This is a genomic window from Sinorhizobium alkalisoli, assembly GCF_008932245.1.
GTDB classification, from domain to species: domain Bacteria; phylum Pseudomonadota; class Alphaproteobacteria; order Rhizobiales; family Rhizobiaceae; genus Sinorhizobium; species Sinorhizobium alkalisoli.
This window is the reverse complement of record NZ_CP034910.1, coordinates 1,336,453-1,352,195: the sequence shown is the minus strand read 5'-3', so window position 1 is coordinate 1,352,195 and position 15,743 is coordinate 1,336,453. Positions and strand designations below refer to the sequence as shown.

Annotated in this window: 15 protein-coding genes; 6 read left to right on the top strand and 9 right to left on the bottom strand. The window is 60.6% G+C overall.

The window, feature by feature from the left end:
- Window positions 1-79: 79 nt before the first annotated feature.
- A complete protein-coding gene (gene eglC, locus EKH55_RS24085) occupies window positions 80-1,477 on the bottom strand; it encodes an endo-1,3-1,4-beta-glycanase EglC (protein ID WP_151613452.1) in 1,398 nt (465 codons plus the stop codon).
- Window positions 1,478-1,683: 206 nt separating this feature from the next.
- On the opposite strand from eglC, the gene EKH55_RS24080 reads away from it, so the two are divergent.
- On the top strand, window positions 1,684-4,404 hold the full coding sequence (locus EKH55_RS24080; protein ID WP_151613451.1) for a PAS domain S-box protein: 2,721 nt from the start codon (window positions 1,684-1,686) through the stop codon (window positions 4,402-4,404).
- Window position 4,405: 1 nt separating this feature from the next.
- A complete protein-coding gene (locus EKH55_RS24075) occupies window positions 4,406-4,771 on the top strand; it encodes a response regulator (protein WP_151613450.1) in 366 nt (121 codons plus the stop codon).
- Between the two features lie 168 nt (window positions 4,772-4,939).
- On the opposite strand, the gene EKH55_RS24070 is transcribed toward EKH55_RS24075, so the two are convergent.
- From EKH55_RS24070 to queC, 4 genes are all read right to left on the bottom strand, one after another.
- Window positions 4,940-5,188 (bottom strand): helix-turn-helix domain-containing protein, encoded by a 249-nt coding sequence (locus EKH55_RS24070; RefSeq protein WP_151613449.1) that lies wholly within the window; start codon window positions 5,186-5,188, stop codon window positions 4,940-4,942.
- A gap of 192 nt (window positions 5,189-5,380) precedes the next feature.
- On the bottom strand, window positions 5,381-6,118 hold the full coding sequence (gene queE / locus EKH55_RS24065; protein ID WP_151613448.1) for a 7-carboxy-7-deazaguanine synthase QueE: 738 nt from the start codon (window positions 6,116-6,118) through the stop codon (window positions 5,381-5,383).
- The gene (queD, locus tag EKH55_RS24060; RefSeq protein ID WP_151613932.1) at window positions 6,115-6,471 is read right to left on the bottom strand and encodes a 6-carboxytetrahydropterin synthase QueD; all 357 of its coding nucleotides are present in this window, start codon (window positions 6,469-6,471) and stop codon (window positions 6,115-6,117) included. Before queD ends, queE begins: the two co-directional genes overlap by 4 nt.
- A complete protein-coding gene (gene queC, locus EKH55_RS24055; protein WP_151613447.1) occupies window positions 6,471-7,181 on the bottom strand; it encodes a 7-cyano-7-deazaguanine synthase QueC in 711 nt (236 codons plus the stop codon). The genes queD and queC overlap by 1 nt, the downstream gene beginning before the upstream one ends.
- A 226-nt stretch (window positions 7,182-7,407) precedes the next feature.
- On the opposite strand from queC, the gene galE reads away from it, so the two are divergent.
- A complete protein-coding gene (gene galE / locus EKH55_RS24050; RefSeq protein ID WP_151613446.1) occupies window positions 7,408-8,388 on the top strand; it encodes a UDP-glucose 4-epimerase GalE in 981 nt (326 codons plus the stop codon).
- 33 nt (window positions 8,389-8,421) lie between these two features.
- Here galE and EKH55_RS24045 read toward each other — a convergent pair whose 3' ends face one another.
- Genes EKH55_RS24045 through EKH55_RS24030 form a run of 4 tightly spaced genes read right to left on the bottom strand, consistent with a single transcriptional unit; the run spans window position 8,422 to window position 12,739 of the window.
- Complete coding sequence (locus tag EKH55_RS24045) at window positions 8,422-9,429, bottom strand: acyltransferase family protein (protein WP_151613445.1); 1,008 nt, start codon at window positions 9,427-9,429, stop codon at window positions 8,422-8,424.
- A gap of 23 nt (window positions 9,430-9,452) precedes the next feature.
- A complete protein-coding gene (locus EKH55_RS24040; protein WP_151613931.1) occupies window positions 9,453-10,733 on the bottom strand; it encodes an O-antigen ligase family protein in 1,281 nt (426 codons plus the stop codon).
- An 8-nt stretch (window positions 10,734-10,741) separates the two neighbouring features.
- Window positions 10,742-12,004: a polysaccharide biosynthesis/export family protein gene (locus tag EKH55_RS24035; protein WP_151613444.1), complete on the bottom strand. Its 1,263-nt coding sequence runs from the start codon at window positions 12,002-12,004 to the stop codon at window positions 10,742-10,744.
- 54 nt (window positions 12,005-12,058) lie between these two features.
- Window positions 12,059-12,739 carry a sugar transferase gene (locus EKH55_RS24030; RefSeq protein ID WP_151613443.1) on the bottom strand — a complete coding sequence of 227 codons (681 nt, stop codon included), beginning with the start codon at window positions 12,737-12,739 and terminating at the stop codon, window positions 12,059-12,061.
- Between the two features lie 768 nt (window positions 12,740-13,507).
- On the opposite strand from EKH55_RS24030, the gene exoX reads away from it, so the two are divergent.
- The 3 genes from exoX (at window position 13,508) to EKH55_RS24015 (ending at window position 15,709) form a co-directional block, all read left to right on the top strand.
- Complete coding sequence (exoX, locus tag EKH55_RS24025) at window positions 13,508-13,804, top strand: exopolysaccharide production repressor ExoX (protein WP_151613442.1); 297 nt, start codon at window positions 13,508-13,510, stop codon at window positions 13,802-13,804.
- 144 nt (window positions 13,805-13,948) lie between these two features.
- Complete coding sequence (locus EKH55_RS24020) at window positions 13,949-14,974, top strand: glycosyltransferase family 2 protein (RefSeq protein WP_151613441.1); 1,026 nt, start codon at window positions 13,949-13,951, stop codon at window positions 14,972-14,974.
- Between the two features lie 240 nt (window positions 14,975-15,214).
- Entirely contained in the window at window positions 15,215-15,709 is a 495-nt protein-coding gene (locus tag EKH55_RS24015) for a thermonuclease family protein (RefSeq protein ID WP_246231856.1), read from the top strand.
- Window positions 15,710-15,743: the final 34 nt, after the last annotated feature.

Here is a 15,743-nt window from a genome sequence, read left to right as displayed (position 1 = left end):
AGAGCGACCTTTGCGCGTCTGAAAAGACGCACGGCGCTTGTAGAGCCGGCGGCGGCGACGCCGCCGGCCCGTCCACCGCTCAGATATGCCAATCAGCGTCGAGCGAATAGGCCCTGACGTAATCGATTTTCATTTCGGATCCGTCGGCGAGCCCGTCGTTCGGCGCGCCGGCGATGCCTCCGACGGCCAGGTTGACGATCATATACATCGGATCGTGCATGTCCGACGGTGTGTCGGCGCGGGCAATCGCTGCGTCGTCGAAATACCAGACGATCTCCTCCTCGGTCCAAAGCACCCCGTATTTATGGAAGCCGCTGGTGTCGGTCACTTTCACGGCACTTGCGACGCTGGTCTGGGAGCCGGTTTCATTGGAATGGACGGTGCCTATGATGGTATTCGGATCCTGCCCGCGCATTTCCACGATATCGAGTTCCGGCGGCCAGGAGCCGTCGGCGGGCAGCAGCCAGAAGGCCGGCCACACGCCCTGGTCATCCGGCATGTCGGCCCGGATCTCGAAATAGCCGTAGGTCTGTGCGAAGGACGAGTGCGTCGTCAGCATGCCCGACGTGTAATCGTAGCCTTCGATTTCGGTCTGGATTGCCTCGGAAGCCGGCTTTGCGGTGATCGTCAGCACTCCGTCCTTGACCGAAAACGGATTGGCGGACGCCGTCGGCTGGTAGCTCGGATTGATATACCATTGCAGTTCGCCGTTCCCCGTAAGCGTCGCACCTTTATCCGGGGCCCACCAGAACTTGGGGTCCCAGACGCCGCTCGTGCCGTCGTGCAGTTGCAGCGTGTCGAAGTCGTCGGAAAACGTCTGCGTCAGCACGGAGCGATCGAGGCTCAACCGGAATTGGTTCGCCTGCAACTGATCGGCAGTGGTGTTCCTGAACACCAGGCTCTCGCCGTCTGCGAGATTGAGCCGAAGATCCATCCCCTCCTGGGCCACGTTGGCGAGAACCTGCTGGAAGGATGTAAATCCGTAGCCGTCTAGGCGGACGATGTCATCGAAGTTGAAATCCGTGATAAGGTCGCTTCCGTTCCCGCGGGCGACGACGAAGGTGTCGGCACCTCCCCCACCGATCAGGACGTCGTCGCCGGCACCACCGTCGATCGTCTGGCGGCTTGAGCCGCCTTTGATGATGTTGTCCAGGTCGTTGCCGAAGGCGAAGCGATTGTCGCCGGTGACGGTGAGGTTCTCGAAATTTTCCGGCAAGGTGTAGCTCATCCAGGTGCTGATGGTGTCGACGCCCTCACCCGGAGCCTCATAGGCGCGGTTTATCGATGAATAGAGATAATAGATGTCGTCGCCCTTGCCGCCGATCATCGTAACGTTCACGGAGCTGTCGCCCCACATCGAGTCGTTGCCAGCCGTTCCGTAGAGCATGGGGCCGGATCCGGTGGCGGAAAACCATGCCGTGGAGCTGCCGCTGTAATAGAGCGGTTTACCTACGGCGTTCAGCACAAATCTGCTCATTCAGATCGTCTCCAGTTTGAAGTTGGATTTGCCCCCGCGCTCCTGTGACAGCTTTTCGGTTTCAACCTGGCGTCGGAGTCCGGCAACTGTAGTGCAGCCCTGTGTTGCTACTATGGCATGAAGCCGCTTTACCTCTTTTGGGGCAATCCGGAACAAAGCTGATGTTGGCCGCGTTCACCCGTGTTACGGGGCGCTCGGAGGGAACTATGAGCAGCGCGGATATACTGCCCTCGTGCCTGATGGCCGACGCGGGGGTGCTTGCCTCACCAGACTTTCGGACGGCACTGGATGCCCTTCCGGTCGCCGTTTATATGACGGACGCAGACGGATATGTCACCTATTTCAACCGCGCCGCGGTCGACCTTGCCGGGCGGGAACCGACGGTGGGAAAAGACCGCTGGTGCGTGTGTTGGAAGCTGCAGCGGCTTGACGGGACGGCGCTGCCGCACGATCAGTGCCCAATGGCGATAGCGTTGGAGACGGGTCGGCCGATCTGGGGAAAGGAGTTGCTCGCCGTCCGTCCGAACGGGACGACCGCCCTGGTTCTCCCTTATCCGACACCGACCTTCAACGAGGCCGGGGTGCTCTCGGGTGCCGTCAATCTCCTTGTCGACATGACCGAGCGCAGAAGTGCGGAAAACGACTCCCGTTATCTCGCCGCAATCGTCGAATCCTCGGATGACGCCATCGTTGCCAAGGATCTGAACGGCACGATCACAAGTTGGAACCTGGGGGCCGAAAGGCTGTTCGGATACACCGCCGATGAAGTGGTGGGCAAATCGATCACCATTCTCATGCCGCCCGGCTATCAAGACGAAGAGCCGATGATTCTCAGCCGCATCCGCAGCGGCGAGCGCATCGACCATTACGAGACTTTGCGCCGGCGGAAGGACGGGAGCCTCGTCAACATCTCCCTTACGGTTTCGCCCGTGCGCGATGCTGACGGCAGCATCATCGGGGCGTCGAAGATTGCCCGGGACATCACCGGACACAAGCGCGCAACGGAAGCATTGGCGGCGCGCCTGCGCGAACAGGCCTCCCTTTACAGCCTCGCGGAAAGGCAGCAACGGGCGCAGGACATCGAAGAAGTCTACGATGCGTCGCTGGACGCCATCCAGAGTGCCCTCTCCTGCGAGCGCGCGTCCATACTGCTTTTCGACAAGTCCGAGACGATGCGTTTCGTCGCGTGGCGCGGCCTCTCGGATCAATATCGGCAGGCGGTCGACGGGCATTCTCCCTGGGCCGCCGACGAAAAGGATCCGGAGCCGATATACATCGAAGACATTGCCGTGGCTGACATCTCGCAGGAACTGAGACGGGTCGTCGAGGCGGAGGGCATACACGCGCTCGGCTTCATCCCACTCGTCGCCGGAGGGCGGCTCATCGGCAAATTCATGACCTATTACGACCTGCCGCATGCCTTCGCAGACAGTGAAACCAGCGTGGCGATGACCATAGCCCGGCAACTCGGCTTCAGCATCCAGCGCCTCCGCGCCGAAGAGGCGAGGCAACGCGCGGAGGAGCAGTTGCGCCGGAAAGAGGCAATGGAGAGAGAGCGCGCCGCAGAATTGATGGCGATCATGCAGGCAGTGCCCGCTTTGATCTGGATCACCCGCTCGCCGGATTGTACGGAAATCGCCGGCAACCGTGCGGCCTACGACCTCCTGCGGCGGCCTTCCGGCAGCAATTTGTCGCTGTCCGCGCCAGCCGGCGAGGGACCAGACAATTTCCAAGTGTTCTCGCAGGGACGGCTATTGGCAGCCGATGAACTACCCGTTCAAAGGGCTGCGCGGGGCGAAGAGGTCCCCAATTTCGAAGAAGAAATCCGCTTCGAAGACGGTTCGATGCGCCACATTTTTGGAAACGCGACACCGTTGCGCGATGCCACCGGCGCGGTGGTCGGCGCCGTGGCAGCATCGGTGGACATAACCGAACGCAAGGTGGCGGAAGAAGCGCTGCAGGAGAGCGAGCGACGGCTTCAGATCGCACTGGAGGCGGGGCGAATGGGGGCCTGGGAATGGGATACGGGCACCGGCCACGTGATATGGTCGCCCGGCCTGGAGTCCCTTCATCATCTCGAGCCGGGAACCTTCGGCGGAACGCTTGCCGATTTCAAACGGGACATTCATCCGGCCGATCTTCCCCTTGTCGAGTTGGAGATCGCCAAGGCCCTGAAAACCCACGAAAACTATCATGTTATTTACCGGGTCAAACTTCCTGAAGGATCGATCCGATGGGTGGAGGCCTTTGGGCAGTTCTCGCTGCCGGGAACCGGGCGTGCCCCCAAGCTGGCCGGTGTCTGCATGGACATAACCGAGCGCAAGGAGGCAGAATCCCAGCGCAGCCTTCTTGTCGCCGAACTCAGCCATCGGGTGAAGAACACCCTTGCGATCGTCAGTTCGATCGCGCGTCAATCCTTCTCTACAAACCCGGAGCTGCGCGAGGCGCGCGATTCGTTCAATGCACGCATTCGGGCGTTGGCGCAAACACACACCCGTCTTGCCGAATCGAGCTGGTCCGGGGTTTCGCTTGAAACGGTCCTCTTCGACGAACTGTCCCCCTACAGCGACGCGAGCGGGAGCAACGTCTCGCTATCCGGACCAACGACAATGTTGCCGCCCAAGTATGCGCTGACCCTCGGAATGGCCGCGCATGAGCTTGCCACCAATGCGGCCAAGCACGGTGCGCTCTCTGTGAAGAGCGGCAAAGTCGCAATCGCGTGGAGTGTCGACCCAGAAGAGAGACGACTTCATGTCTCGTGGCAGGAGACCGGCGGCCCACCCGTCCCGGAACCGAAAGAAAACGGATTCGGCCGGCTGTTGTTGGAGCGGGTGGTGGCCTCGGATCTTGGCGGTGAAGTGCGGCTTGACTTTGCCTCGGAGGGTCTGAGATGCACCATCGACGTTCCCCATCCCAGGAAGCCCTGAGATGAACCCGGACGGCAAAGACCGCGTTTTCGTCGTGGAGGATGAATTTCTCGTCGCATTGCAGATCGAGGAAGATCTCGTCGCCGCCGGTTACGCCGTCATCGGCCCCTTCACAACCCTCAGCGCGTCGATCGCAGCCTCACGAACGGAACTTTTCGAGGTCGCTACACTGGATCTCAATCTGCGCGGCGAACTCGGCTATCCATTGGTCGACGAGTTGATCGAGCGGCATGTGCCGGTTCTGCTGCTGACCGGCTATGCGCGGTCGGATCTGCCGGAGCAATACAGGACGCTGCCGTGCCTGACGAAACCCTTCGATGGCACTGCGCTGATCCGAAGCATCCGGAACCTGCTTTCAACACAATGAACCTCATCAAACCCGCAAGCGCCGCGCGTCTTATCGGACACGCGGCGCTGTGGCGCATTGAATTGCTGCATGTCTCCTTAAGCCGAAGTCGATTTAAGGAGACATGCAGTCGCGGCTGTCGGCAAATCCCTCTTGTCGAATGGACTGGCAGCCGCCCGGCTCGGCCCTCTACACCTCGCCTGGCAGCAAATGCGAAATCGGGACCTGAAGAGCAGTCGCAACGCGCTTCAGTTTCACCGGATCGCTGTCGCCCCCGCTTTCGATGTCGCTTATCTCGATACTGGTAAGACCACAGGTGACGGCAAGGTCCTCGATACTGTAGCCGACTGCCTCACGGGCGGCCCTCACGCGGGCGGCAATATCGCTGGCGAGCAAGATCGGGACCTGTTCTTCGCCAAGGGTGGGGGAAATGGACATAAATGTCTCCTTCTCGTGGCATTAAAAATTCTTTCGAATCTGCTTGGAGTGTGGGTGACAGGCGCCGTTAACGCGGCGGTAACGTTTTATGTCATGACTGTAACATCGACAAGCCGAAATACCACGCTTCATCCAGCAAAGCGCCTGCGGGACCGCGATGGCCGCGCAATGCTGCGGGTATGCAGATGTGATCTACACGCCGCGCTTGTTACCCCAAAGAAGGACGTGCAACTGCGGAAGAACGCGCGCCTCGAACCATCTGTCCTCCGTGACGCGCTCGACCAGCCAGCGCATGCGCTCCGTCACGCCCTCGATGTCGATCGGCGCATCGAATTCCTCGGGTGGCGGCGGCGTGTGGTTGCCGGGCTGGAGATAAACGGGCAGTTGCGGGTAGCGTGCTGCGGCATTCCGCGCATAGGAATAATCTGCCTCGTCGAAGATCACGATCTTGAGAATCGTCTGTGGCCTACCCCCGCTCGCCTCGAGGCAGGCGCCGAACGCATCCCAATCCGTCTCCATTCCGCTCGATGGCGGTTTGGGACTGAGCACCAGCACGTCGAGATCGGCGAACCAGTCGCGTGCGATCGAGCCTTGCGTTTCGAGGGCGAAGCGATATCCCTGTGCATGGCCGCACGTGATCAGGTCTCCAAGCGGCTGAATTGCCGGGTTGCCGCCCGACAGGGAAACCATGACCGGCGTGCCGCCGGAAAGCGCCGTGACCTCCTGCCACACCTCCTCCGTCGACATAGGGCGCCACTCGTCACGATAGCGGCTGTCGACGGCGTGAAGGCTGTCGCACCAGGAACAACGGTAATCGCAGCCGCCGGTCCTGACGAACACGGTCGGCACTCCGATCAACGCGCCCTCGCCCTGGATAGTTGGCCCGAAGATCTCGCTGACGCGGATTTCGGTCGGTCGTGTGCCGATCATGGCCTGTATTCCGCCCAGGTCTTTGCCGTCTCGCTGACGCGCACGGCGGCCGTTTCCGGAAATCGCCCTTTGCACCATTCAAAGAAATGCTGCGCCAGGCACTCGGCAGTCACCCGGTCATGGCCGAGTATGTCATTCAAGTGACGGTGGTCGAAGGCTTCGTCGATATAGCGTTTCAACGGCGCGAGCTCGTGATAGTCGCGCACGAACCCATGCTCGTTCAGCGTCTCCGCCGAAAGCTCGACCTCGACGATGTAATTATGTCCGTGCAGCCGCGCGCATTGATGTTCCGGCGGCAGGCTCTTCAGCTGGTGCGAGGCGGAGAAATGGAATTCCTTGGTGATGCGGAACATCATTTAACCTCCTCTGCAGCAAAGGCGCCGATGGCCTTGGTCCAGAATTCCGGATCCAAATACTCCGTTGGGTCGGCAATGCCGGCGAGGTGAAAAGCCTCGCGCCGCTCGACACAGGTGCCGCAACGGCCGCAATGGAGCGGACCGCCCTTGTAGCATGACCATGTTTCGGCAAAGGGCGTATCGTGCTTCGCGCCGTCTGCGACGATGTCGGCTTTGGAGACATTGACGTAGGGTGCATAAAGCCTCACCTCCGCATATCCCTCGAGCGCATGGTTCTGCATCGCCCGAAAGGCATTGATGAATCCTGGGCGACAGTCCGGATAGATGAAATGATCCCCGCCGTGGACCGCTGTCGCCACTGCCTCGGCCTTGCGGGCGGCGGCGACGCCGAAGGCGATCGCAAGCATGATGGCGTTGCGGTTCGGCACGACAGTCGTCTTCATCGTCTCTTCCGCATAATGCCCATCCGGCACCTCGACGTCGTCGGTCAGGGCCGAACCGGTAAGATGCCGGCCGATTTCGCTTATGTCGATGAGCTGATGCGGCACACCGAGACGCCTGGCGCAAGCGGCGGCGAAATCCAGTTCCTTGCGGTGCCGCTGGCCGTAATCGAAGGAGACGAGCCGAACAAGCTCGTGTTCCGCGGCGACCTTGTGGGCGAGCGAAACGGAATCCAATCCGCCGGAGCAGATGACTATGGTTTTCATAACAGGTGTCCTTGTTTTGACCGGGTAGGCTGCGACCGGAGTGTTACCTGTCCGGCTTTTAGGCCAAAGGGGACGGTTTGTGAATGGCCAACCGGTTGCGCGGCATAAAAACCCGATATCCGGTAAATCGCGTCGGCGCTTTCACGATGTGTTCGAAATTCGCCGCTATTCATTGCGAGGCGTACAGGCCCACGTGCGTTTCAGACGTCATCAACCGAGGTTACCCGTGCAGAACAATACCATTCTCGTCGTCGGCGGCGCCGGCTATATTGGCTCCCATACATGTCTTCGGCTCTCCGAAAAGGGCTACCAGCCCGTCGTTTACGACAACCTCTCCAACGGTCACGAAGAGTTCGTCCGCTGGGGGGTGCTGGAGAAGGGCGACATCCGTGATCGTCCGCGCCTCGACGAGGTGATCGCGCGCCACAGGCCGCGGGCCATCCTGCACTTTGCCGCCATGATCGAGGTCGGTGAGTCCGTAAAGGATCCGGTCTCCTTCTACGATAACAACGTCATCGGCACGTTGACGCTATTGTCGGCGACGCTCGCCGCAGGCATCGACGCTTTCGTCTTCTCCTCCACCTGCGCCACTTACGGCCTTCCCGACAGCGTCCCGATGGACGAGTCGCACAAGCAGGCGCCGATCAATCCCTATGGCCGCACAAAATGGATCTGCGAACAGGCAATGAAGGATTACGGACTGTACAAAGGGCTTCGGTCCGTCATCCTGCGCTATTTCAATGCTGCCGGTGCCGATTTCGAGGGCCGGATCGGCGAATGGCACGAGCCGGAGACCCATGCGATCCCGCTGGCGATCGATGCGGCCCTCGGCCGGCGTGCGGGCTTCAAGGTTTTCGGGACGGATTACGACACGCGTGACGGCACCTGCGTGCGCGACTATATCCACGTGCTCGACCTTGCGGATGCCCATGTCCGTGCCGTCGACTACCTGCTCAAGGGGGGCGAGAGCGTCGAATTGAACCTTGGAACCGGCACGGGAACGACGGTCAAGGAACTGGTTGGAGCAATCGAGAAGGTTGCGCGGCGTCCCTTCAATGTCGGTTACGCCGGTCGCCGCGAGGGCGATTCCACGACGCTCGTCGCCAACAATGACAAGGCCCGCCGCGTGCTCGGGTGGGAACCGCAATATGATCTGGCAGCGATCACCGAGTCGGCCTGGAACTGGCATTCGCGCAAAAACGGCTAAGCAGGTTACCACCTCCTGCGGCGCCAACTGCGCCTATTCGGCGGTGCCGCCTGCCAGGCCCGGCGCAGGCGGCGGTGTCCGGTCGCGCTGCAACAGGGGGCGCTCGAGCAGCAGATAGCCGACGATCCCGACGAGCGTTCCCGTGGCTGTCGCCATCACCATCGAGAGCTTCGAATGAAGGTCGAACAGAGTGCCTGCCTTCGCCACGACGGAAATCGCAAAGGTGTGCCAGAGATAGATAGAGTAGGACGCGTTGCCGAGAAGCTTCAGTATCCGCACAGTCGGAACTCGCCCATGCGCTTCGAGCGAAAGCGCGCCGAGAACGAGAAGCACTGAAAGCGGCCCGGTCAAGCGTTCATCAAAAGGCAGGCTCAAGCCCGCAATGAGTGCAAAGCCGCCGAATGAACAGGCGGCAAGCCCGAGCCCGGCGCCGACGGGCGGCACCCTCCCCTCCAACCAAAATGCACCGATGATCATTCCGGCGACGAACTCAAGGACGAGGGGACGGGTATAGGTGAGCAAAAGAGGATTTTCGCTGGTGACGGATAAGCCCGCTACCACCAGCACGAGGAAGAATCCCGCTACCGCCGGCAAACGCCAGAACCGCGGCAGGACGAGCGAGGCCGCAAAGACCGCGTAGAAGAACATTTCATAATTCAGCGTCCAGCCTTGCACGAGAACAGGCCAGATCTCACCGGTGCTCGGCGAGCGCGCGGGAACGAAAAGCAGGGACGCAACGACGTGTTCGGCCGTGACGACCAGGTTCGGAAAAAGGCCCACCAGGCCGCCCGCGACCATGATCGCCGTCGCAAACCAGTAGATCGGCAAGATGCGCCGCGCGCGATCGGCGAGGAATTTGACCGGCGTGACCGGCCGCCGCGCGCTGATGACCCACATGATGAAGCCGCTGATGACGAAGAAGACGTCGACCCCTGCCGCACCGATCACGAAGTGATGGCCGGTCTTCTCGGCCGCATGGAAGGCGACCACCGCAAGCGCCGCCAGGGCCCGCAAGTACTGGATTGCCCGGATCGTCCCCATTGTTTGCGCCCCCTCTCCCGCCTTCAGGCCGTCCAACGGCGCCCGTAGGCGGGCTGCTCCTCCTCGCCGGGCCAAATCCAGGCCGGGGTGGGGCGCTTGCTTGCCACCGTCAGTTTGCCCGCCGTGAAATACATGAGGAAGGATCCGACGTGGTACGGGTTGAGGATGTCGATCTCCACGAAGGAGCGGATGAGGAGCAGCACCGCGACGCCAAAGAGCACCATGGCTTCCGGGTCACGGTTCGCCGAAAGCACGCGCTTCAACTGCCCCACGACGGCGGCAAACAGTACGAGACTCAAGAGCACGAGCCCGACCAGTCCCGTTTCGACGGCGGTCTCGATATAGGTGTTGTGGAAATGGAAGCCGCTGCGGGCGGTGATGTAAAATTCTTCCCACAGCCGTTCGGCCTCGGCAAAGCCTTGCACCCAATAGGCCTGATAACCCATGCCGAATATGGGGGCGGTCTTCGCCGCGTCGATGCCCTGTTGCCATAGGTAGGTGCGGCCGGTCAGCGTCGAATCCTTGCCGAAGGCACCGAGAACCAGATCGAAGGCGCCGCTGGAGATCAAGGCGAATGCAGCCACTCCAGCGAACGCGGCAATTCCCAGGAACAGGCCTTTGCGGCTGGCTGGCCTCAGCGCCGTTATCGCTCGCATGGAAAGGCAAAGCCCGAGGATCGCAGCCGTGGTGAGGACCGAGGTCGCCGATTGCGAAGCGAAGAGTGAATAGGCGGAAATCGCTCCGGTGACCGCGGCGACCGCCCGCCACACGGCCCCTTCCCCCAGGACGAATACCGCGGCAAATGCGAAGTAGATGCCGAGCGAGGCGTAGAAGCCCAACTGGTTCTTCGAGGCGAAGGCGCCGACGAAACTATAGGTGCCGTCGAGCGGATCATAGTGATAGATGCCGAACAGCAGTGAATAGACGAGCACAATGGCAACGCCGGCCATCATGCCGCGGGAAAGGGTGCGGATGTCGATCACCCGCATGGCGATCAAGGCACAGACGATTTGGCTCAGATATTGGACGCCTGTTCGCAGCGTGACACCCGGCGCTGCCGACCAGAACATCGAAAGGCAGGCGAACACGGCGAAGGCGAAGATCCAGAGAAACTTGCCGTAATTACCGAGGACCTTTTTGTAGTCGACGAGGACGAGCGGAAGCCAGAGACCGTAATAGAGCAGAATCGAAATCTGCCCAAAGCGGGTCGAATAGGCAAAGACGAAGAGCGAAAGGGCGACGGCTGCAGTCGCGTAAAGCCTGTTCGCCCCCGGGGTGATGAGGCTCGCCTTCGAGATCCTCAACCCCACGCTCACTGCATCGCCACCAGGGCATTGACCTTGATGACATCACCTGGCAGCACCTGGGTAGTCTCGTTCGCAGCGATCTCGGTCGGCTTTCCGTCCTTTTCCCGGATGATCGTGTAGGTGATGTTTGCGGCCTGCGCAGACAGATGTGCCGCCTCTGCCGATTGCGTCAGCGCCTCGGTCATCAGATCGCGGCTGGTGCCGAGCTTCAGCGTCAATGCGTCGAGTTCGGCCTCGGTATTCTGCAATTCCTGTGCAAGCTGTGCATCCCAATCGTCGCGCAGATTGGTTTCGTCCTGGGCCGCCTTGCTCATTTCCTGCTTTGCCTTGAGCGACGCCGTGTCGATGTCGAGCAGCGAAGACTGCACGTCGGCAACCCTTTGCTCGAGCGAGAGCTTGCGTTGAGCGAGTGCCAATCCCTTATCCGCCAGACTGTCAACATTATCCCGATCCTGTGTGACGAGCTCGAGCTGGTGCTGTTGGGTCTGGGACTTCTTGGCAAGCGATTCGATCTCGCTTTGCAGCAACGACTTGAGGTCGCCAAGCGCGGCGAGTTGCCGCTGCTGTCGCTTGTCGCGCGATCGCATCAGCGCCGTTTCGCTCGAAAGCAGCTTGTCGACGCCGGGAAAATTCTTCAATTGCTCAGGAAGCGCAATCTCATCCTGCTTGCCGATTTCGGCGATAAGTCTCGCGCGTCGGATGAGCAGCCGGTTGCGCTCGGCAATCTGCACGGCGGAGTCGCCCGCCGCGTTGATATAGTCGCGCGCGAAACGCTGGCCATTGTCGGCGCGCCGCAACCCGCCGCCAAGGCTGATCGCCTTGAGCACTGTCATGTTCGGCGCGTAGGGATATTCGCCTGGGTTTTGCACCTCGCCATAAAGATAGACGGGGCGATATTGCGCCATCTCGACCGAGGCTGAGGGGCGATCCCTGAGACCGAAAAGCTTCTGTATCTTGTCGCCGATATCTTCGGCGAGCTCCGCCGTCGTCCTGCCGGAAGCTGGCAGGTCACCGACGAAAGGGAGTGAAAGATTGCCCGAAGCACCCACCGTGTATTCGCCGCTGACGGCGGACCAGTCACGCACGGCACCTTCGGCGGTCTGCCATTCAGCGACGCGGACACGCAACTTGTCCATGACTCCAAGTCGATATTCCTCGGCCTGCACGACGCTCGCGCCGCAAACGACCGCTGCCACGATAGCGAGACGGACCCACTTGAAGAGCGTGCGGTGTGAGGCAGGTTTCGCTGCAATTCTGATGGAAGGCATTTCTGGATTTCCTATTACTCGACGTGATTCCGGCGGCTCGGACAGCGCCAAGTCTCAATAGCTGCCGCGACTGAAGCAGACGGCAGGGATTGTCTTGAACACAATGACAAGATCGGTGAGCAGCGACCAGTTCTCGACATAGTGCGTATCGAACGCCACGCGGGCGGCATAGGACACGTCGTTCCGGCCACTGATCTGCCAGAGACCCGTCAGGCCCGGTCGCGAGCGCAGATAATAGACCGCAGCCGCGTCATAGAGCTCGAGCTCGTCTTCCACGACCGGGCGCGGACCGACGAGGCTCATCTCGCCGCGAATCACGTTGAGCAATTGCGGCAACTCATCAAGGCTGAGCTTGCGCAGCACGCTGCCGAGAACCGTCACGCGCGGATCGTGTTGAAGCTTGCGGGTCGCACGCCATTCCTCGTAGGCGGCGGGATTCGCCCTGAAATACTCCTGCAGCACACGGTCGCCGTCTTCCCTCATCGTGCGGAACTTCAGGCATCTAAAGGCCTGACCGTTGTGACCGATCCGACGATGTCCATAAAATGCGCTTCCGCCATCCGATAACTTTACCAAAGCCATCAGAAGCAGGAAAAGCGGGCTGAGGGCGAGGAGCCCCAGGGAAGCAATCAGTATGTCGAAACTCCGTTTGGATATCCCCCCGATCGGCCGGGCTGCGCCCATGTCCGGGGAGATGAAAAATGGCGAACTGGCCGAGCGCGTCGCGGACTTCATAGAGTGGACTCCATTTACGTTTGGCGATTGTCGATCCCGGGGGACGGGAGCCATCTAAAACGAGTGTATGGTGAGAATTTGTTTTTTGAAGGCCGAAATATGGCGCCGGCCAGGCACCACGCGCCGAGCCGTTCCTGGGGTGGTTAGGCCCGAGAACATCACCCAAATCAAAATTTAGTAAATTTAAATCTTCAATCAGGTCTTCTTGTCACTATTTTGACATGACAAAGCACTGATCAGCTCTCTTACTTATTTTAGCTCCCGCTTTGTACTTTCGGCGGCGGATTTTCACTCGGATTCGAAACGAGAAGCCGCGGCGGAGTTTGACGAAATGCAATTTTGGAGAGAATTGGTGCGATGCAACATTATTTTGCGGCGCACATTTCTCAACGACACAGTCCGCGATTGTAACAAAAGTTGATCGCAGCAGGCAGACCACCCATCGCCGACAAGACGCTGCAATCAGAAGGGTTTGGCGCCTTCCCCCTTTATTTTAGGGGCGGCCGGGCGGGTCAACCGGCTGCGACAGCTTCCCAGATACGATATACATATAGATCTGGCAGACACATCACAGATTGCATTCAGGTGCGGGCGCAAGGATTTATCTAATTGATTTGGCCTCATAAAGCCGATGGAAAGATTTGCGGCATAAAATGGGCGCAGGATAGCTTTTTGCGTGTTGAAGAGACAAGCCACCACTAATATAGTGCAGGTGGGAGTAGAGGCAGATGACGGTTGCATCCGAGAGCGGGAGAGTAGGATAGCCGAATGTTCGCACCGCGTTTTTTTGTGAGCATGCTCGGCGCGTTGGTGGCGTTCGCCATCGCGACCTATTACTTGACCGGATCGTTCGCTTCCACGGCGGTTCAGACGCTGATCTGTGCCGTGCTCATCCAGGTCGGGTATTTTGTTGGCGTGCTATTTCTGATCTGGAAGGAGGCTCGCGATCGTCGCAAACTTTCCCCTACCAAACAGGCAGCAGCCACCGAGGTGGCGACTGAGGAAAAGCAGTCCGCCAGGTTTTCCCTGCGCAGGGTTGGCCGTCCGCGGCATTTCAATTCCTGACCGGGGACTGCGGGCTTCCCGAATCATTTGGAAGCAGAAAAAATTCTGCGCCTGACGCGATTGCGTCATGATCGGCCGGCATGGTCTCGCTCGCCCGTCGAGCGACGCTGCACTGCCGCGTTCAATGACCACTGGAGGCCCCATATGACCGCAGCCGCGCCGACGAATGTTTGCGTTATCATTGCCGCCAAAAACGCCGCCGATACGATCGGGAGAGCCATCAGGTCCGCCCTCGCCGAGCCAGAAGCGGCCGAAATCATCGTGATCGACGACGCCTCCGACGACGGAACCATTGCTGCGGCGCGCGCTGTCGACGACGGTAGCGGCCGCCTTGTCGTCGTCCGCTTTGAAGAGAACCGCGGGCCGGCCGCGGCACGAAACCATGCGATTGCGATCTCACAGTCGCCATTACTGGCGGTGCTCGATGCGGACGACTTCTTCCTGCCCGGGCGGCTGCGGGGGTTGCTGGCGCACGACGATTGGGATTTCATCGCCGACAACATCGCCTTCGTAGATGCAGAGCAGGTGGCAAATATCCGCAGCAAGATTCTGCGGTTTGCGGCCACCCCTCGCCCTCTCGACCTCATCGGATTCGTCGACGGCAACATATCCCAGCGGGGCGTCCGCCGCGGCGAAATCGGGTTTTTGAAGCCGCTGATGCGGCGATCCTTTCTCGATAAGCATCGACTTCGCTACAACGAGACCCTGCGCCTCGGGGAGGATTACGAACTCTATGCACGGGCACTTGCGCGCGGGGCCCGCTACAAAATCATCCACAGCTGCGGCTATGCCGCGCTGGTTCGAGGGAATTCGCTCAGCGGCCGCCACAGGACCATCGACCTGAAGCGCCTCTACGAGGCCGATCGTAACATCCTTTCCGAGCAGAACCTGACCAGCGACGAAAGAGCCGCTTTCAGGCGGCACGAGCGCCATGTCCGCGCCCGCTACGAACTCAGGCATTTCCTTGATCTCAAGAAGCAAGGCGGCCTCGCAAGCGCGCTCGCCTATGCCTTCTCCCATCCGGCCGCCCTCCCGGCGATCGCAGGCGGAATCCTTGCCGACAAGACAGAGCGTTTTCGCCCTGCCCGCTCGCCGGCGCCGGTCGCCCTCGGCGGCGCCGGTGAGGTGCGCTATCTGCTGCAAGGGCCAGCAACCGAGCGGACGGAATAGACGCCCTGCGAATATCACGTAGCGAGGCCCGAAGATGTGCAGTGCAACATAAACCCTAAGTTTTAGGGGATGCGCCGCGCCACCGCCATGCCTTACCTTATTGCCGTCAGCAACGACTCGCGGGGATGTCGCATGATGCGCATGGGGATGGCTGCAAAGACCTTCGGCTATAGGGCCCTCTCCCTCCCGCGAGCAGCAGTGCCGGCATGCGGCTGCCCTTGGTCTTGCGCCACCAGGTCGATGGTTGCATTGGCTCTGTTGATTGCCACAGGCAACGCACATGCGTCGGAACCGATCGTTGGCGACGCCATCGTGATCGACGGTGATACGATCGAAATCGCCGGGGAACGCATTCAGTTGAGCGGCGTCGACGCGCCGGAGGGCTGGCAGGTCTGCCTCGACGAAACGGGAGCGGATTATCAGTGCGGAAAGGTATCCACACGGGCCTTGAACATCTTTCTTTCCGCCTCCCGCCCGACACGCTGTGAGATCGTCGCGCGTGACCGCTACGGCCGCTTCGTTGCGACCTGCTTTCGCGCGGACGGCGAGGACGTCAATCGGTGGTTGGTCGAGACGGGCAATGCGTTGGAGCGGGCAAACCTCAACCAAGGTCTCTATACCGCGGCCCAAGCCATGGCCCAATCGGCCGGCATCGGCATTTGGCGCGGACAGCCCCAAGGCGGGCGCACGGAGCGGATCACCCGAGAGGGCTTGAGAACCGAAGACGCGCAGTGACCACAGAGCGGTGAGCGGAAGGCAAGGGCGACTC